The sequence below is a fragment of the Micromonospora coriariae genome (genome assembly GCF_900091455.1).
Lineage (GTDB): Bacteria > Actinomycetota > Actinomycetes > Mycobacteriales > Micromonosporaceae > Micromonospora > Micromonospora coriariae.
This window is the reverse complement of the sequence record NZ_LT607412.1, coordinates 515,976-532,955: the sequence shown is the minus strand read 5'-3', so window position 1 is coordinate 532,955 and position 16,980 is coordinate 515,976. Positions and strand designations below refer to the sequence as shown.

Genomic DNA, 16,980 nt, shown 5'->3' with positions numbered 1-16,980 from the left:
GGGCTCAGCGTAGGCGGGGCAGGACCTCGCGCTGGTAGAGGTCGAACAGACCCTGGTGGTGCGGACCGACGTTTGCCACGTACACCTCGTCGAAGCCGGCCTTGTCGTACTTGTCGATCATCTCCAGGTGCGCGTCGACGCTGTTGCCGCAGACGAACGCCTCCTTCATCATCTCCGGCCTGACCAGCTCGGCGGCCTGCTCGAAGTGGCGCGGCGACGGGAGCACCTGGGACAGCTCACCGGGCACCCCGGCGTTGGGCCAGCGCTCGTACGCGATCCGCATGCCCTCGTCCTCGCTGGCCGCGTACGCCGCCTTGAAGCCGGCCTGGCACGGCTTGTCGCCGCCGCCGTTCTCCCGGAAGCGCCGGACCATCTCGGCGTCCGGCATGGTGTTCACGTAACCGTCGCCGATCCGGGCGGCCAGGTCGATGGACTTCGGGCCGAAGCCGGAGACGTAGATCGGCGGGGGAGTGTCGGGCAGCGTGTAGAGGCGGGCGTGCTCGACGGTGTAGTGCTTCCCGTGATGGTTGACGAAGTCGCCCGCCCACAGTTTGCGCAGCACCTCGACGGCCTCCTCCAGCATCTCCAGCCGGACCTCGGTCTGCGGCCAGGCGTCGCCGAAGATGTGCTCGTTGAGCGCCTCGCCGCTGCCGACGCCGAGCACGAACCGGCCGCCGTGCAGCACGGCGCTGGTCGCCGCCGCCTGGGCGATCACGGCCGGGTGGATCCGCACGGTCGGACAGGTCACCGCGGTGGTCACCGGCAGCGAACAGACCTGGCTGAGCGCGCCGATCATCGACCAGACGAACGGGCTCTGCCCCTGCGCGTCCGTCCACGGGTGGTAGTGGTCGGAGATCCACAGCGCCTCGAAGCCGGCCCGCTCGGCACCGCGCGCCTGTTCCAGGAGCTCAGCCGGCGTGAACTCCTCACTGGACAGAAAGTAGCCGATCTTCATCGTTCTCCCCCTCGGCGCGCGTACCCGGTGACGGGGAAGCCGTACCCCGGTGACGGTCGGCCACACCCGGGCCGGGTGCCCGACCGGGTGGTCGCGTTCAGCGCCGGCCGAACATCGCCCGGATCGCGGCGAGCAGCAGCAGAGCGCCAACCACCAGGCCGAGCAGGCGTACGCCGGGGATGTCGGCCGGGCTCGTCGCGTCGGCCAGCAGGGCGGGGTCCATCCCCGCACTCTCCCCGGGGACAGTGCCGTCCGGCAACTGTAAGGTTTATTGACTATTGAATCGCCCGGTGTGACCATGGCAGCACCGCCTGCCGGTGGCGGTGCGCCGCAGGCGCGCGAGAGATGGGGTACGGGGGCCGCATGAGCGAGCGCAACCAGCGGGTCGGCGCGGGCGCGCCGGCACCGGGGACCGACGCCGACCGCCACGAGGGGGCGGCGTGACGGCGCCCACCGGGCACCTCCCGGCGTTGGCCGCGGCCGTCCTGCAACCCGGATTCGTCGGCACCACCCCGCCACCGTGGGTGTGCCGCTGGCTCGGCGAGGGGCTCGGCTCGGTGGTGCTCTTCGCCCGCAACGTCGTCGACTCCGCCCAGGTGGCGGCGCTCACCGCGACCCTGCGCGCCGAGCGGCCCGACGTCATCGTGGCGATCGACGAGGAGGCCGGCGACGTCACCCGGATCGAGTCGGTCCACGGCAGCTCCCGACCCGGCAACTTCGCCCTCGGAGCGGTCGACGACCCGGAGCTGACCGAGGCGGTCGCCCGGGACCTCGGCGTCGAACTCGCGGCCGCCGGAATCACCCTCAACTACGCGCCGGACGCCGACGTCAACTCCAACCCCGCCAACCCGGTGATCGGCGTCCGCTCGTTCGGAGCCGACCCGGCCCTGGTCGCGCGGCACACCGCCGCCTGGGTCCGTGGGCTCCAGGCCGGCGGTGTCGCCGCCTGCGCCAAGCACTTCCCCGGGCACGGCGACACCCGTGTCGACTCACACCACGACCTGCCCCGGATCACCGCCGACCGGGACCGGCTCGACGCCTGCGAGCTGGCCCCCTTCCGGGCCGCCGTGACGGCCGGGGTGCAGGCCGTGATGACCGGCCACCTGCTGGTGCCCGCGCTCGACCCGCAGCTGCCGGCCACGCTGAGCCAGCGCATCCTGGGCGGCCTGCTCCGCGACGAACTGGGCTTCTCCGGCGTGGTGGTGACCGACGCGGTGGAGATGCGCGCCGTCGCCGACCGGTACGGCTTCGCCGGCGCGACGGTCCGCGCGCTCGCCGCCGGGGCCGACGCGATCTGCATCGGCGGCGAACGGGCCGACGAGCAGGCGGCCCGGGAGCTGCGCGACGCCATCGTGGCCGCGGTCGTCTCCGGCGAGCTGCCCGAGGAGCGCCTAGCCGAGGCGGCCAAGCGGGTCGGCCAGCTCGCCGCCTGGACAGTGGCCGCCCGCACCGCCCGGTCGGCCACGGGGCGCGACGCCACCGACGTCGGACTGGTCGCCGCACGCCGCGCCATCCGGGTCACCACGGTGGAAGCCGGGAGGGTCGCCCTGCCGCTGACCCGCGCGGCGCACGTGGTCGAGTTCGAGCCGCCGCGCAACATCGCCATCGGCGCGGAGACGCCCTGGGGGATCGGTGCGCCACTGGCCGAGCTGCTGCCCGGCACGAGCACGGTCCGCTACGCCGAACCGGACGTGCCGGGGGATCCGGGCGCCGGGGCGGACGGTCGCCCCCTGGTGCTGGTGGTCCGCGACCTGCATCGGCACGATTGGATGCGCGCGGCGGTGCGGCGCGCCCTGACCGCCCGGCCGGACGCGGTCGTGGTCGAGCTCGGTGTGCCCGAGCTGGTCACCGGCGCGGTGCACCTGGCCACCCACGGCGCCACCCGGGCCAGCGGACAGGCCGCCGCCGAGGTGCTGACCGGCGCCGGGTCGGTCACGCCCTAGGAGGGCTCGGCCACCAGGTCGGCGTACTCGGGGTGCTTGTCGATATACGCGGACATGAACGGGCACTGCGGCACAACCCGGGCGCCACGGGCCCGGACCTGGTCCAGGGTGCCCCGGATCAACGCCCCACCCACGCCCATGTTCTGAAAACGCGTGTCCACCTCGGTGTGGGTGAAGACCAGCACCCCGCCACGGACCAGATATGCGGTGAAGCCGGCCAGCGCGTCGTCGACCAGGATCTCGAAACGGTGCTTGGCGGGGTTGTCCTCGACCAGGTTGCTCACCGGCTCATTGTCCCCGCAGCGTCGACCAGCACATCCAGTTCGGCGAGCAACCGGTCCACCTCGTCCGCCGTGTTGTAGTGGTAGATGCTGGCCCGGACCGCGCCGCCGCTGTCGCGCAGCCCCATCATCTGGAAGTACTCGTAGGCGTAGTAGTCGCCGGCGGAGAGGCAGAACCCGGCCGCGCCGAGCGCCTCCTGGGTGGCTCCTGGCGACATGCCGGCGACCCGGAAGGAGACCGTCGGGCAGCGCCGGGCCGGGGAGCCGTAGACGGTGATCGCGGGCCGCTCGGCCAGCCCGGCCAGCAGCCGGTCCAGTAGCGCCTCCTCGTGCGCCTGGGCGGCCGCCAGCCCGGCCCGCAGCCGGGTCCGCCGGTCGCCCACCGCGTCCGGGTCCAGCCCGGCCAGGTGGTCCACCGCGGCGGCCACGCCGGCCAGCAACGGGAAGCTGGGAGTGCCGTACTCGAACCGGTCCGGCACCGCGTCGGAGGACGGCACCAGCTTCGCCGGGCGCAGCGCCGCCCACCGGGCCGGGTCGGCGACCATCGCCGCCAGGTGCGGGCCGGACCACTTGTAGGCGCTTGTGAAAAGCACGTCGGCGCCGAGCGAGGACAGGTCGGTCGGCCCGTGCGGCACCGAGTGCACCCCGTCGACGCAGACCAGCGCGCCGACGGCGTGCGCGGTCTTCGCGATCGCCGCCACGTCCGGCACGGTGCCGATGGCGTTGCTGCCGGCGGTCACCGCGACCAGTCGGGTGCGCTCACCGACCAGGTCGGCGTACTGGCCGGCGGGCAGCTCGCCGGTGTGCCTGTCGACCTCGGCCCAGCGCACCGTCGCGCCGGCCGCCTCGGCGGCCTGCACCCACGGCCGCACGTTGGCGTCGTGGTCGAGCCGGGAGACCACCACCTCGTCGCCGGGACGCCAGGCCGCGCCGAGCGTGCGCGCCAGGGTGTACGTCAGCGCGGTGGCGCTCGGGCCCAGCACCACCCCGGCCGGGTCGGCGTCGAGCAGGTCGGCCACCGCCGAGCGGGCCGCGGCCACCAGCTCCAGCGACCGGCGACCCGGTACGAAGGCGGCGCTGCGGTTGCCGACCGCGCTGCGCATGGCGTCGGCGACCGCGTCGATCACACCTGCCGCGGTCTGGGTGCCCCCGGCCCCGTCGAAGTGGACGAAGCCCTCGGTCAGGGCGGGGTAGGCGGCCCGGGTGCGGGCGATGTCGAAGGGCATGTCCCGGACCCTAGCCGGTGCCCGGACCGGTCCCGCCCGCCCCCGGGAGGGCCGCCGTCCCGATGATCACCGGCCGGCGGCGTTCTCGCGGTCGTCTCGTACTCTTGGCGAGGTGACGAACCGACCCGCCACCATCCCGTTGTCCCCCGTCCGCCGCGCCGCCGGCCTGTTCGCCGCTCTGGCGCTCGGCCTCGTCGTACTCGCCGGCTGCAGTTCGCAGGGCGCCTCCACCGACTGTGGGCTGGACGCCTGCACGGTCACCTTCGAGCGGGGTGTCGACGCGAGCGCCTCCATCCTGGGCGTCGATGCCAAACTGGTCGGCGCAGAGGGTGACCAGGTGACCGTCGAGGTCGCCGGAGAGCAGCTCACCCTCACCACCGGTCAGCAGGCCACCGAGGCCGGGGGCTTCGCGGTCACGCTGGACAGCGTCACCGACCAGCAGGTCAAAATTCGCGTTTCGCGCAACCCTGGCAACTGACCTGGGCGGGCGGCGGTGGCCGACGTTTGGGGATCTCCGGAATCGGAGATTGTGGCCGCATGTCACTCACCCGTAGCGCCGAAGCCACCGCCTCCCGTACGGCGGACAGCCGGTGGCTGGAACTCCTCGCCCGGGCCGGCTTCATCGGCTACGGCATCGTGCACCTGCTCTTCGCCTGGCTGGCGTTGCAGATCGCGTTCGGGACGTCGTCCGACGACGGCGACCAGTCCGGCGCCCTGCGGACCCTCGCCGAGCAGCCGCTGGGCAAGTTCCTGGTCATCGCCACCGCTGTGGGCCTGCTCGCGATGGCGATCTGGCAGGCGCTGGAGGCGGCGGTGGGGCACCGCGCCGAGCGGGGCAGGGAGCGGGTCGTGGAGCGGCTCGCCTCGGCCGGCCGCACCATCGTCTACCTCTACTTCGCCTGGACCGCGTTCAAGGTCTTCAAGGACGTCGGGTCGAACAGCGCCGACCAGCAGGAGGCGTTGACCGGCAAGCTGATGACATCCAGCGGTGGTCGTTGGCTGGTCGGCCTGGCCGGGCTGGTGCTCGCCGCGATCGGTCTGGGTCTGGTGATCTACGGCCTGATCAAGCGGTTCGAGAAGCACCTGAAGACCGGCGAGATGAGCCCGAAGACCCGCAAGCTGGCCCGCCGGTTGGGCATCGCCGGGTACGTCGCCAAGGGCATCGCGTACGGCATCGCCGGCCTGCTGGTCATCGTGGCCGCGGTGAACTACGACCCGGAGAAGGCCCGTGGCCTGGATGCCGCGCTGCACACGCTGCGCGAGCAGTCGTACGGCACGCTCCTGCTGACCCTGGTGGCCCTCGGCATCGCCGCCTTCGGCCTCTACTGCTTCCTCCAGTCCCGGTACCGCAAGGTCTGACCTGGTCGATTCCGCAGACGCCGGGCACTGTTGGGCTTTTGCCCGAAGCACTGCCGCTCGGCGGAGGGGAGCACCACCCACGTGCAGAGTTACCTCGAAACGGCCGTCGCCGCGCTCGCCGCGGCGGCGGTCGCCCTGTTCCTGGTTGAGGTCGTCCACCGGGTCGTGCGGCGGTTCGGCCGCCGGTCGCTGCTGATGACCGAGCTGACCGACCACGCGCACCGGCCGTTCCAGGTCGCCGCGACGGTCCTGGCCGTGCAGTTCGCCGCCCGGTTCAGCACCGGATACGCGGTCGGCGAGGGCTGGCGGCGGCTGCTGCTGCACCTGCTCGTCCTCGGCGTCATCGCCACCGTGGCCTGGCTGGTGGCCGCCCTGCTGGTTGTCGTGGAGGACACCGCGCTGGCCCGGTTCCGGGTCGACGTGCCGGACAACCGGCACGCCCGGCGGGTACGGACCCAGGTGGTGATGCTGCGCCGGCTGACCATCGCGGTGATCGTGATCCTGGCCGTCGGCGTGATGCTGATGACGTTCCCCAGTGTGCGCGGCATCGGCGCCGGCGTGCTGACCTCCGCCGGTGTGGTCGGTGTGGTCGCCGCGCTGGCCGCGCAGAGCCTGCTCGGCAACGTGTTCGCCGGCCTCCAGCTCGCCTTCAGCGACGCGGTCCGGCTCGACGACGTGGTGGTCGTCGAGGGGGAGTGGGGCCGGATCGAGGAGCTGACCCTCAGTTACGTGGTGGTGCAGATCTGGGACGACCGACGGCTGATCCTGCCCACCTCGTACTTCACCAGCAAGCCGTTCCAGAACTGGACACGGACCGAGGCGGCGGTGCTCGGCACCGCCGAGTTCGACGTGGACTGGGCGGTCCCGGTACAGACCATGCGGGAGGAGCTGCGCCGCCTGGTGGAGGGCACCGAGCTGTGGGACGGCCGGGTCTGCGTGCTGCAGGTGACCGACGCCACCGGCGGGATGGTCCGGCTGCGCGCGCTGGTCAGCGCCGCCGACGCCGGCAGCCTGTGGGACCTGCGCTGCCTGGTCCGCGAGCACCTGGTGGCGTGGATCCGGGACAACCGCCCCACCGCGATGCCCCGGTTGCGCACCGAGCTGGGCGACGCCGGCAGCAACCTGCCCTGGCAGTGGGTGCGGCCACGCCGGCCCGAGCGCCGCACCGAGGTTCCCGACGACGCCCGCGTCTTCGGCGGCAGCGACGACGGCGACGCCCGCAGCGAAGCCTTCATCGGCCCCGAAGAAACCAGTTCCTCTTCCTCCCGCCCCTGACCCCGGCACCCCTCCCGGCCCGGCTCTCCCCGTTGATCATGAAGTTGGCGACGCCGGCAACGGCGTGTCGTGCCGCCAACTTCATGATCAACGGGGGTGAGGGTGGGGCCCGGGCGTGTCCGGGGGGCTGGGCGGGGCGTTGGTGGGGCGGGAAGAGGTTTGACCGGGCTTAGGCGGGGGACCTGCTGCCGGATGTCTCTACCCTGATCGAGGCGGACGGACGCCGCGCCGGGGCGCAGAACCGGACGACAGGAACGGCGACCGGGTAGGCGCGCTTTAGGATTGACGGACGCCGACTCCGGGCATACAGCGCGGTGATGAGGAAAGGAGGACAGCATGGCTGATGTGGCGAATGCCCGCACATCGCAGAACGGGAGCGAGCCCTCCACCGCCGAGTTGGTGCAGCGGGCCGCCGAGCAGGTCTCCCGCCTGGTGCGGGACGAACTGATGCTGGCCCGGGCGGAGTTGACCCAGAAGGGCAAGCACGCCGGCATCGGGATCGGTCTGTTCGGCGCCGGCGGCGCGCTCGCCTTCTTCGGGCTGGGCGCCCTGGTCGCCACCGCGATCCTGCTGCTCGACCTGGTGCTGCCCGCCTGGGCCGCCGCGCTGATCGTGGCGGTGGCCCTCTTCCTTGTGGCCGGCATCCTCGCCCTGGTGGGCAAGAAGCAGGTCAGCCGTGCGGTCCCGCCGGTTCCGGCGGTCACGGTCCGCAGCATCCGCGCTGACGTGGACACCGTCGCCGCCGCCGTGAAGGACAGGGGACGGGGATGACGGGCAACGGGACCGGCGACACCGAGGCGCTCCGCGAGGAGATCCGTCGCACCCGGGTCGAGTTGGGCGAGACGATGGAGGCGCTGGCCGCCAAGGCGGACGTCAAGGCGCGACTGAAGGAGTCCGCCGGGCAGGCGCGGGAGCGGATGCGCGAGCAGGCGGCGCAGACCGTGGCGCGGGTCCGCGGGCAGGCCGTACGCCGCGCGGAGTCGGCGCGGGCACAGGCCCACGAGAAGGGCGGGCTGGTGCGCGCGCAGGCCCACGAGAAGGGCGAACTGGTTCGACGCAACCCGGTGCCATGGGCGGCCATCGCCGCCGGTGCGGTGGCCACCGTGGTGGTGCTGATGATCGTGCGGGGGAGGCGTAGGTGAGCAAGGGCATCAGCAGGGTCGCGTACCGACCGGCCGGCGTGCTGCTGGGTATTGCCGCCGGTGCGGTGGCAGGTGCGATCTTCCGGCAGGTCTGGAAGGTCACCGCCGGCGACGGCGAGGCGCCCAACGCCACGGACGAGGACCGTGGCTGGGGCGAGATCCTGGCCGCAGCGGCGTTGCAGGGGGCCATCTTCGCGGTGGTCCGGGCCGCAGTGGACCGGGGCGGCGCGGTCGGCGTCCGCCGGATGACCGGCCACTGGCCGGACTGACCAGCGCAGCGACATCGGCCCCCTTCCCGTATCGACGGGAAGGGGGCCTTTCGCATGGCGGCGCGCACCGCCTAGCGGATCTCGGGCATCCGTCAGGTCACATGTCGGAGAAATTCGTCGGAGAGGTCGTGCAGAGTTTTTGCGTACGTGATTTGCTGTTGCCGCTGTTGCGAGATGGCGTGGGTTGAGAGAAGTCTCCTTCGTGGGGCCGCCTCAGACGCCGCTGCTCGAAAACGGCCAATCGGCCGCACGGCGTGCACGGCCGCCAGTTTTAGAAGGAGATACACATGGCGCAGGGAACCGTGAAGTGGTTCAACGCTGACAAGGGCTTCGGCTTCATCACCGTCGACGGCGGGGGTGCTGACGTGTTCGTCCACTTCTCGGCCATCCAGACCAGCGGCTACCGCACGCTGGAGGAGAACCAGCGGGTGGAGTTCGAGATCGCTCAGGGTCAGAAGGGCCCGCAGGCCGAGCAGGTCCGTCCCATCTGAGTAGTGTGGCCGGCCCCCGCCGGCCAGTGGGACGATCCGGCCAGGGGTCGTTGTGTAGCCCCGCATCCCGTCCGGGATGCGGGGCTTTCCACGTCCCGGGGCGCAGCGCCAGCGCCACTGTGGAGTCGCCGGGTCACTGTCGACGGCGCGAGCGCAGGCCCAACCAGAGCAGCACCAGCCCGACCAGGGCCACGATCGGGCCGAGCACCACCCAGAGCCGCTCGTCGGTCATCACACTGCCGCTGACGTAGCCCAGGCCCTGCACCGTCCACACCGCACCGATCACGACCGCCAGCAGGCCGAGGGTGAGCGCAAGCCAACCCCTCATCGCGCCCCCTCTGAGCCGGACCGGGCGGAGCGCCGCCCCGCCCGGCCATCATCGCCGGTCGGGCGACGCGGTGCGAGCACCCGGGGTGCGCGGGTCACCACCGGTCGTGCACCTGCGGGCGGATCAGCTCGTCGTAGACCTCGCGCACGCCGGCCAACTGCTCCGCCGCGAGTGGCGGCAGGTCGGCCGCGGCCGCGTTACGCCGGGCCTGGTCGGCGTCGCGGGCGCCGGGGATGACGACGGTGACGCCCGGCTGGTCCAGCACCCAGCGCAGCGCGAACTGCGCCATCGTGCGGTCCGCGTAGACAAGCGGCGCCAGCCGGCGTACGGCGGCCAACCCCCGCTCGAAGTCGACGCCGGAGAACGTCTCGCCGACGTCGAACGCCTCGCCGTGCCGGTTGTAGTTGCGGTGGTCGTCGGCGGGGAATTGGGTGTGCTCGTCGTAGCGGCCGGAGAGCAGGCCGCTGGCCAGCGGCACGCGGGCGATGATGCCCACCCCGGCGGCCGCGGCGGCCGGCAGCACCTGCTCCAGCGGCTTGTGCCGGACGGCGTTGAGGATGATCTGGACGCTGGCCACCCCGGGCCGGGCGATCGCGGTGAGCGCCTGGTCGCAGGTCTCCACGCTGACGCCGTACCCGGCGATGGCCTTCTCGGCGACGAGGGTGTCCAGGGCGTCGAAGACCGCGTCGTCGGCGAAGACGGCCGTGGGCGGGCAGTGCAGCTGGACCAGGTCCAGGGTGTCCATCCCCAGGTTGACGCGGGACCGGTCGGTCCACTGCCGGAAGTTGGCCAGGGTGTACGCCTCCGGCCGCTGCTCGACCCGGCGACCCATCTTGGTGGCGACGGTCAGCCCGGCGTCGGGCCGGGAACGCAGGAAGCGGCCGATCAGCTGCTCGCTGCGGCCGTCGCCGTACACGTCGGCAGTGTCCAGGAAGGTGACCCCGGCGTCCACGGCGGCGGCCAGCACGGCCATCGCGTCGTCCTCGCTGACGGTGCCCCAGTCCGCGCCGAGCTGCCAGGCGCCCAGGCCGACCATTCCGACGGTCCGGCCGAGCCGGTTGAAGCTGCGCTGTTCCATGCCCCGAGCCTAGTGATCGGGTTGCCGGCCTGCCATGCGAGTCGTACGGTAAACAAGACGGACGTACGGTTTGGGAGGCGACGATGTGGGATCCGACGACGTACCTGCGCTACGGCGACGAGCGGTCCCGGCCGTTCCACGACCTGGTCGCCCGGATCCCGGCCGAACGGCCCCGCACAGTGGTCGACCTCGGCTGCGGTCCCGGTCAGCTCACCGCCACCCTCGCCGAGCGCTGGCCCGCGAGCCGGGTGGTCGGTCTCGACTCCTCGCCGGAGATGATCGACCGGGCCGCGGCCCTGGATGCCCCGGTCGACTTCTCCGTCGCCGACCTGCGTGACTGGCGGCCGGCCGGCGACGAGGACGTGGTGGTCACCAACGCCGCGCTCCAGTGGGTGCCGGGCCATCAGGCCCTGCTGCGACGCTGGGCGGTCGAGCTGCCCGCCGGCGCCTGGCTCGCCATGCAGGTCCCGGGCAACTTCTCCGCTCCCTCGCACCGGGCGCTGCGCGAGGTCGCCGACCGGCCGGCCTGGCGGGCCGAACTGGCCCCGTTGCTGCGCGCCGACCCGGTCGACGACCCGGCCGACTACGCGGAGCTGCTGACCGGTGCCGGCTGCGCGGTGGACGCCTGGGAGACTACCTACGTGCACCTGCTGCCGGTTCGGCCCACCGCCGACCACCCGGTGCTGGCCTGGATGGAGGGCACCGCGCTGCGCCCGGTCCGGGCGGCCCTGGACGCCGCCGGCTGGTCCGCCTTCCGGGCCGAGCTGGGGGTACGACTCGCCGCCGCGTACCCGGTGCGGCAGGGTCAGGTGTACTTCCCGTTCCGCCGCGTCTTCGTCGTCGCCCGCACCGGCGACCGTGCCCAGGAGAACAAGTGACCGACCTGCCCACCTTCATCGCCGGACTGCCCAAGGTGGAGCTGCACGTGCACCACGTCGGCTCCGCCTCGCCCCGCATCGTCGCCGAGCTGGCCGCCCGGCATGAGGGACGCACCCCGGTGCCGGCCGACCCGGATGCGCTCGCCAACTACTTCGAGTTCCGCGACTTCGCGCACTTCATCGAGGTGTACCTGAGCGTGGTGGACCTCATCCGTGACCCCGAGGACGTCTGGATCCTCACCCACGAGGTGGCCCGCGAGCTGGCCCGCCAGCAGGTCCGGTACGCGGAGCTGACCATCACCCCGTACTCGCACGTGCGCCGGGGTATCCCCGCGCCGGCGTTCTGCGAGGCCATCGAGGACGCCCGCAAGCGCGCCTCGGCCGACTTCGGCCTCGACCTGCGCTGGTGCTTCGACATTCCGGGCGAGGCGGGCCTTCCGGCGGCCGAGGAGACGCTGCGCATCGCGCTGGACGAGCGCCCCGACGGGCTGATCAGCTTCGGCCTGGGCGGCCCGGAGATCGGCGTACCCCGGCCGCAGTTCCGGCCCTACTTCGACCAGGCCCGCGCGGCGGGACTGCGTTCGGTGCCGCACGCGGGGGAGACCACCGGCCCGCAGACCGTCTGGGACGCGCTGAACGAGCTGGGCGCCGAGCGGATCGGGCACGGCATCTCCGCCGCCCAGGACCCGGAGCTGCTCGCCTACCTGGCCGAGCAGCAGATCGGGATGGAGATCTGTCCGACGTCCAACGTGCGTACCCGCGCCGTGGCCAGCCTCGACGAGCACCCGCTGCCCCGGTTGGTCGAGGCCGGCCTGCTGGTCACCATCAACTCCGACGACCCGCCGATGTTCGGCACCACCCTCAACGACGAGTACGCGGTGGCGGCCCGGCTGCTCGGGGTGGGCCCGCAGGGGCTGGCCGGGCTCGCCCGCAACGGGGTGGCCGCGTCCTTCCTCGACGCGGCCGGCAAGCAGCGGATCACCGCGGAGATCGACGCGTACCTCACCACCGCCGGCTGAGCCGTTCCGGGGAGCAGGGCGCGCGGCGGGAGCGTGGGTGTGGGGGGACCTGGACTCCCGCCGCGCGCGCGGCTCCACCGGCCGTGGGTGCGCTGTGCGCTGGCCGGTGGAACTGGTGGGTTCGTGCTCTGATCCTGACAGCCCGTGGCGGCTTCGCCGCCGTCGTTAACCGCGATCTAAGGAAGACTTGCGCCGGGCCACAGCCCCGGGCCGGTCAGTCGTCGGTGGGCCGCTGGCGGGGCCACCGACGGCCGGTGGACTTCTGGTCCCGGGCGTCGCGGGCCATCCGACCGACCAGACCGAAGCGGCTGACCTGCCGGGGCGTCGCCTCCGGGTCGGCGAGCAGCATCACCACGCTGGCCCCGCCCAGCCGGGCGCGGTCGATGCTCACCGAGCCGTTGGCCTGCAACGCCACCCGCTTGGCGATGTCCAGCCCGAGCCCGGTCGAGCCCTGGTCACTGGCGCCCCGGCGCAGAGCCCGGTCCGGGTTGGCGATACCGGGGCCGGCGTCGTCGATCCGGATCGCCACATAGCCGTCCCGGCGGGACACGGCCACCTCGAACGCGGTGCCCTGCGGCGTGTAGCGGAAGACGTTGCCGATCACCGCGTCCAGCGCGGCGGCCAGCTCGGCCCGCGGCACCGGCGCCGGGATGCGCAGCTGCGCGCCGTTGACCCGGTGTGGCCGGTTCTGGTCGCCGGCCAGCGCCGCCCAGAACACCATCCGGTCCCGAACCACCTCGCTGACGTCGCACATCGCCGGCCCGGCCTCGTGGGCCACCGCCTTGCGGGTGGTCTTGATCAGCACGTCGATCTCACCCTCCAGGGTGACGATCGCCTGCCGGATCCGCCGGATGCCACGTCGCCGGTCCAGCTCCGCCTCGGAGAACGAACCCACGCTGGTGTCGTCGGACTCCAACGCCTCCGCGTCGAGACGCAGCACGGTCAGCGGGGTACGCAGCCGGTGCGACAGGTCGGCCACCAGCTCCCGTTCGTCGGTGCGGGCCGCGTCCAGGCGGTCGGCCATCCGGTTGAAGGCGTACCCGGCTTCGGCCAGCTCGCGTGGGCCGGTCGGCTCCACGCGTACCCCCAGGTCGCCGTCGCCGACCGAGAGCGCGGCCTTGACCAGGCCCTTGGTCGAGTCAACCGCGCGGGCGGCGACCCGGTCCACGACCAGCACCGCCGCGCCGGCCATCGCCGCGCCGACCGCGAACAGCAGCAGCCAGGTGCCGCCGGCACCCTCGCCCAGCGCGGAGGCCGGCACGAACACCTCGACCACGGCCGTCCGGTCACCGAGGACCACCGGGTCGAGCCGGACCACCCCGCCGTCGACGTCGACAACCAGAGAGCGCCGGTCGGCGCGTGCCTGGTCCAGGTCGGCGTCGCTGGCCCGTCCGGCGGACTCGTCGAGACCCAGCCCGTGCACCACCGGTCGGGCCGGAGCGCCCTCGCCGCTGGCCACCACGGCCCGCTCGACCACCGCGGGCTCCGTGCTCACCGCCAGCGCCCCGGTCACCAGCGTGCTCCGTCGAGCGGCGTCGCCGATCGCCTCCTCCCGGGTCTGTTCCCGCAGACTCAGCCCGAGCGGAATCAGGAAGGCGAGCGCGACGAGGCTGCACATGCCGGCCGTGAGCAGGGCCAGCGCCGTCCTCAGTCCGGTGCCACCAGCCGGAACCCGACCCCCCGCACGGTGCGCAGGTAGCGCGGCTTCGCCGCGGACTCGCCCATCTTTCGGCGAAGCCAGTACAGGTGAACGTCGATGGTCTGATCCTCGCCGACCGACGGCTGCCGCCATACCTCCTCCAAGAGCTCCCGGCGGGACACTACCCGCCCGGGTCGTGCGGCGAGATACGCCAGCAGGTCGAATTCCTTGCGGGTCAGCGCCAGCGGCTCCCCGTCGAGGTGGGCGCTGCGCTCGCCGACATCCACGCGCAGCCCGCCGACGGTGTGCACCGCGGGTTGCACAGTCCGGCTGGCCCGACCTGCCCGGCGCAGCACGGTGGTGATCCGGGCGTCCAGGTGCGCACCGGTGAACGGCTTGACCATGTAGTCGTCGGCGCCGGCGCGCAGCAGCTTGACCACCGACTGCTCGTCGTCACGGGCGGTGGCGATGATGATCGGGACGTCGGTGATGCCGCGCAGCATCCGCAGCGCGTCCGAGCCGTCCAGGTCGGGCAGGCCCAGGTCCAGCACCACCAGGTCGGGCGTCTCCGCGGCGACCCGGCGCAGGGCGTCCAGCGCGGTGCCCACGGCGTGCACGGCATGCCCCCGGTCGGCGAGGGACCGCAGCATCGCGCCGCGTACGACGTGATCGTCTTCGACCAGGAGCACGGAGGCCACCCCAAGACCGTACTTGGCCTGGCAAGTTGATCGCGTTGCGGCGTACCTGAGGAGCGGGCAAGCTGGTACGACGATGTCCTTCACCCTGTTCGCCGATGCCCGCCTGGCGCTCGCCCGGGACAGCCTCGCCGGTCTCTCCACCGGCGACGCGCTCGGCGCGCGGTACTTCGTTCCCGGGGCACGCCCGGCGGACCTTGCGGCGGGCGTCCTGCCGCCGGCGCCCTGGGAGTGGACCGACGACACCGAGATGGCCTGCTCGGTCCTCGCCGGGCTGGCGGAGTCCGGCGGCGTCGACCGGGACCGGCTGGCCCTGGCGTTCGCCCAGCGCTGCGATCCGCGCCGCGGCTACGGGGCGGGGGCGATGCTGATCCTGCGGCTGATCCGCACCGGTACGCCGTGGCCGGTGGCCGCCGCGTCCGCCTTCGACGGCCAGGGCTCCTGCGGCAACGGCGCGGCGATGCGGGTGGGGCCACTGGGCGCGTACTTCGCCGACTCGACCGTCCGCGCCGCGGCCCAGGCCCGCGCCTCGGCCGAGGTGACGCACGCGCACCCGGAGGGGATCGCCGGTGCGGTCGCGGTGGCGGTCGCCGCCGCGCTGGCCGCCCGGGCCCGCCTCGACGGGCACCGGCCGGCCCCGGAGCGGCTGCTCGCCGGGATCGCCGGTGCGGTCGATCCGGGCACCGAGGTGCACCGCAGCGTGAACCGGGCGGCCGGGCTGCTCGGCCGCCCGCTGTCCCGGGTGGTGGCGGCGCTCGGCAACGGCTCCCGGGTGACCGCCCAGGACACCGTCGGGTTCACCCTCTGGGTGGCCGCCACCCATCTGGACGACTACCCGGCGGCGATCCGGGTCTGCGTGCAGGCCGGCGGGGACGTGGACACCACGGCCGCCATCGTGGGCGCGGTGGTGGCGGCGCACACGGGTGTCGGCACGCCGGGCGGTGTGCCCGAGCCGTGGCTGGCCGCCCGCGAGCCGCTGCCCTCCTGGGCGCTCTGACGTTCCGGGCGCTCTGATCTCCTTGGCACTCCGACGTCGTCGCCGTGTCGGAGCCGTCTCGGACCACCGACCGACCGCGCCCTGTCCCCTCGGGCCCTCTGCTCTGCTTCAACCGACGCAACAGTCACGGCCCCGAACCGTTGCGTGGGTTGAAGCAGAGCAACGGCGGTCCCGTGACCGTCGGCGGCCCTGGATGCGGGCCCGAAGCTACGGCCGCAGACCGTGTGTGGCCGCCGACGGTGGGCCGCTGACGGTGTGGACCGCCGACCGGCGCGGGCGCCCACGCTGCGGGCCGCGCACGGCGCGGGCTGGCTTCAGCCGGCGCGGACCGGGGTGGCGACCGCCGTCGGCTCCGCTTCGGTGGGTGCTGACGCCCCAGACGCCCCAGACGCCGCTGGCACCGAGTCACCCGGTACCGAATCACCCGGCTTCGTATCGGTCGGCGCGGGATCGTCGTCGCTTCCGCCGGTCACCTCGGCCAGCGCCGCGCGCTCGGCCGGGTCGCGCCGGCGCCACCGGCTGACCAGCCAGCCGATCGCCGCGCCGCCGCCCAGCCCGGCCAGCAGCCCGGCGGCCAGCATGACGTCGGCGCTGCCGGACTCCTCGCCGGTGCCGCCCGCGCGGTCCGCCGGCGCGGCGTCGCCACCGGCGTCGGGATCGGCCGCTGCCCCGGCCGCCGGGGCGCCGTGCCCGCCGTGCCCGGCCGGGCCGGCCGCGCCCGCCGCCGCCGGCAGCAGGGTGAGCACCGGGGCCCGGTGCGCACCGGTGGCGTCCGCCCAGCGGACGACCGTGCCGTCGGCGTACGTCTGGACCACCTCGAAGGTGAGCCGCTCGACCTGTGGCAGCGGGCCCATGGACAGCGCCAGCCGGGCGGGGCCCGGCTCACCCTCGCCGACCCGGATCCAGGTCACCGCGGTGGTCACCGTGCTCACCCCGGAGGAGTGGATGCCGGCCACCGGCCGGTCCAGCGTGCGGGAACTGATCCGGGGCGCCCAACCGGTCACCGACATCGGGTACACCTCGGCGACCGGCGCGTCGGCGGGCAACCGAACCTCGATCTGGCGGGTCGTCGTACCGGCCCGCTCCTCCGGCACGGTGAACTCCAGCCGTACCGCGTCGCCCTGCCGGGCCTGGTTCGGAGTGGTCGTCACGTCCACCGCGTGCGCCGTACCGGGCCAGAGCAGCAGCCCGGCCGCGGTCAGCGCGGTCACCGCCGCGATCCGCTGCCGGCGGCCACCGCCGTGCGTGCTCGCCATCTCGTGCCCCCATCCGTGTCGACGCGGCCGGCACCGATTCCGGCCACACCTCCTAGTTCGGCTGCGAGGCGCGAAAGGTTCAACGCCGACCGTTAACAAGGGGCCCTTCCTCTACCCGAGGCGTTAAGAAGGTGCCCTTCCTTACCTGG

General features: G+C 73.4%; 20 protein-coding genes. 11 read left to right on the top strand and 9 right to left on the bottom strand.

All coding sequences use genetic code 11. From position 1 onward, the window contains the following. Positions 1–4: 4 nt before the first annotated feature. Both GA0070607_RS02480 and GA0070607_RS33745 read right to left on the bottom strand, forming a co-directional pair. Entirely contained in the window at positions 5–955 is a 951-nt protein-coding gene (locus tag GA0070607_RS02480; RefSeq protein WP_089016700.1) for a TIGR03557 family F420-dependent LLM class oxidoreductase, read from the bottom strand. 97 nt (positions 956–1,052) lie between these two features. Further along, a complete protein-coding gene (locus tag GA0070607_RS33745; RefSeq protein ID WP_255421242.1) occupies positions 1,053–1,178 on the bottom strand; it encodes a hypothetical protein in 126 nt (41 codons plus the stop codon). A gap of 217 nt (positions 1,179–1,395) precedes the next feature. Between GA0070607_RS33745 and GA0070607_RS02475 the strand changes: the two genes are divergently transcribed. Continuing rightward, positions 1,396–2,898, top strand: coding sequence for a glycoside hydrolase family 3 protein (locus GA0070607_RS02475; RefSeq protein WP_089016699.1), 1,503 nt, complete (start codon positions 1,396–1,398; stop codon positions 2,896–2,898). Here the strand turns inward: GA0070607_RS02475 and GA0070607_RS02470 are convergent. Both GA0070607_RS02470 and GA0070607_RS02465 read right to left on the bottom strand, forming a co-directional pair. Further along, the gene (locus tag GA0070607_RS02470; RefSeq protein WP_089016698.1) at positions 2,895–3,182 is read right to left on the bottom strand and encodes a GNAT family N-acetyltransferase; all 288 of its coding nucleotides are present in this window, start codon (positions 3,180–3,182) and stop codon (positions 2,895–2,897) included. The genes GA0070607_RS02475 and GA0070607_RS02470 overlap by 4 nt on opposite strands. Next, positions 3,179–4,405: a cysteine desulfurase-like protein gene (locus tag GA0070607_RS02465; RefSeq protein ID WP_089016697.1), complete on the bottom strand. Its 1,227-nt coding sequence runs from the start codon at positions 4,403–4,405 to the stop codon at positions 3,179–3,181. Before GA0070607_RS02465 ends, GA0070607_RS02470 begins: the two co-directional genes overlap by 4 nt. Positions 4,406–4,517: 112 nt before the next feature. Here GA0070607_RS02465 and GA0070607_RS02460 point away from each other — a divergent pair, with 112 nt between their 5' ends. The 7 genes from GA0070607_RS02460 to GA0070607_RS02430 all read left to right on the top strand — a co-directional run bounded on the left by GA0070607_RS02460 (position 4,518) and on the right by GA0070607_RS02430 (position 8,941). Continuing rightward, positions 4,518–4,883: a hypothetical protein gene (locus GA0070607_RS02460; protein WP_089016696.1), complete on the top strand. Its 366-nt coding sequence runs from the start codon at positions 4,518–4,520 to the stop codon at positions 4,881–4,883. A 59-nt stretch (positions 4,884–4,942) separates the two neighbouring features. Then, a complete protein-coding gene (locus GA0070607_RS02455) occupies positions 4,943–5,764 on the top strand; it encodes a DUF1206 domain-containing protein (RefSeq protein ID WP_089016695.1) in 822 nt (273 codons plus the stop codon). Positions 5,765–5,845: 81 nt separating this feature from the next. Beyond that, the gene (locus GA0070607_RS02450; protein WP_089016694.1) at positions 5,846–7,039 is read left to right on the top strand and encodes a mechanosensitive ion channel family protein; all 1,194 of its coding nucleotides are present in this window, start codon (positions 5,846–5,848) and stop codon (positions 7,037–7,039) included. A gap of 336 nt (positions 7,040–7,375) precedes the next feature. Next, positions 7,376–7,810 (top strand): phage holin family protein, encoded by a 435-nt coding sequence (locus GA0070607_RS02445; protein WP_089016693.1) that lies wholly within the window; start codon positions 7,376–7,378, stop codon positions 7,808–7,810. Continuing rightward, the gene (locus GA0070607_RS02440) at positions 7,807–8,181 is read left to right on the top strand and encodes a DUF3618 domain-containing protein (protein WP_089016692.1); all 375 of its coding nucleotides are present in this window, start codon (positions 7,807–7,809) and stop codon (positions 8,179–8,181) included. The genes GA0070607_RS02445 and GA0070607_RS02440 overlap by 4 nt, the downstream gene beginning before the upstream one ends. Further along, positions 8,178–8,450 (top strand): DUF4235 domain-containing protein, encoded by a 273-nt coding sequence (locus GA0070607_RS02435; RefSeq protein WP_089016691.1) that lies wholly within the window; start codon positions 8,178–8,180, stop codon positions 8,448–8,450. Before GA0070607_RS02440 ends, GA0070607_RS02435 begins: the two co-directional genes overlap by 4 nt. A 287-nt stretch (positions 8,451–8,737) precedes the next feature. Then, positions 8,738–8,941: a cold-shock protein gene (locus tag GA0070607_RS02430; protein WP_007075740.1), complete on the top strand. Its 204-nt coding sequence runs from the start codon at positions 8,738–8,740 to the stop codon at positions 8,939–8,941. Positions 8,942–9,074: 133 nt separating this feature from the next. Here the strand turns inward: GA0070607_RS02430 and GA0070607_RS02425 are convergent, their stop codons facing one another. After that, the gene (locus GA0070607_RS02425; protein ID WP_089016690.1) at positions 9,075–9,269 is read right to left on the bottom strand and encodes a hypothetical protein; all 195 of its coding nucleotides are present in this window, start codon (positions 9,267–9,269) and stop codon (positions 9,075–9,077) included. Between the two features lie 94 nt (positions 9,270–9,363). Further along, complete coding sequence (locus GA0070607_RS02420; RefSeq protein ID WP_089016689.1) at positions 9,364–10,347, bottom strand: aldo/keto reductase; 984 nt, start codon at positions 10,345–10,347, stop codon at positions 9,364–9,366. An 83-nt stretch (positions 10,348–10,430) separates the two neighbouring features. Here GA0070607_RS02420 and GA0070607_RS02415 point away from each other — a divergent pair, with 83 nt between their 5' ends. Both GA0070607_RS02415 and GA0070607_RS02410 read left to right on the top strand, forming a co-directional pair. Beyond that, on the top strand, positions 10,431–11,225 hold the full coding sequence (locus GA0070607_RS02415; protein ID WP_089016688.1) for a trans-aconitate 2-methyltransferase: 795 nt from the start codon (positions 10,431–10,433) through the stop codon (positions 11,223–11,225). Beyond that, positions 11,222–12,244, top strand: a complete 1,023-nt coding sequence (locus GA0070607_RS02410) for an adenosine deaminase (RefSeq protein ID WP_089016687.1) — start codon at positions 11,222–11,224, stop codon at positions 12,242–12,244. Before GA0070607_RS02415 ends, GA0070607_RS02410 begins: the two co-directional genes overlap by 4 nt. 214 nt (positions 12,245–12,458) lie before the next feature. Here the strand turns inward: GA0070607_RS02410 and GA0070607_RS02405 are convergent, their stop codons facing one another. Continuing rightward, positions 12,459–13,862, bottom strand: coding sequence for a HAMP domain-containing sensor histidine kinase (locus tag GA0070607_RS02405; RefSeq protein ID WP_172898967.1), 1,404 nt, complete (start codon positions 13,860–13,862; stop codon positions 12,459–12,461). A gap of 29 nt (positions 13,863–13,891) precedes the next feature. After that, positions 13,892–14,581, bottom strand: a complete 690-nt coding sequence (locus tag GA0070607_RS02400; RefSeq protein ID WP_089016686.1) for a response regulator transcription factor — start codon at positions 14,579–14,581, stop codon at positions 13,892–13,894. A gap of 73 nt (positions 14,582–14,654) precedes the next feature. Between GA0070607_RS02400 and GA0070607_RS02395 the strand changes: the two genes are divergently transcribed. Continuing rightward, on the top strand, positions 14,655–15,575 hold the full coding sequence (locus GA0070607_RS02395; protein WP_089016685.1) for an ADP-ribosylglycohydrolase family protein: 921 nt from the start codon (positions 14,655–14,657) through the stop codon (positions 15,573–15,575). Between the two features lie 314 nt (positions 15,576–15,889). Here GA0070607_RS02395 and GA0070607_RS02390 read toward each other — a convergent pair whose 3' ends face one another. After that, on the bottom strand, positions 15,890–16,831 hold the full coding sequence (locus GA0070607_RS02390) for a DUF1775 domain-containing protein (protein WP_089016684.1): 942 nt from the start codon (positions 16,829–16,831) through the stop codon (positions 15,890–15,892). Between the last annotated feature and the right edge of the window lie 149 nt (positions 16,832–16,980).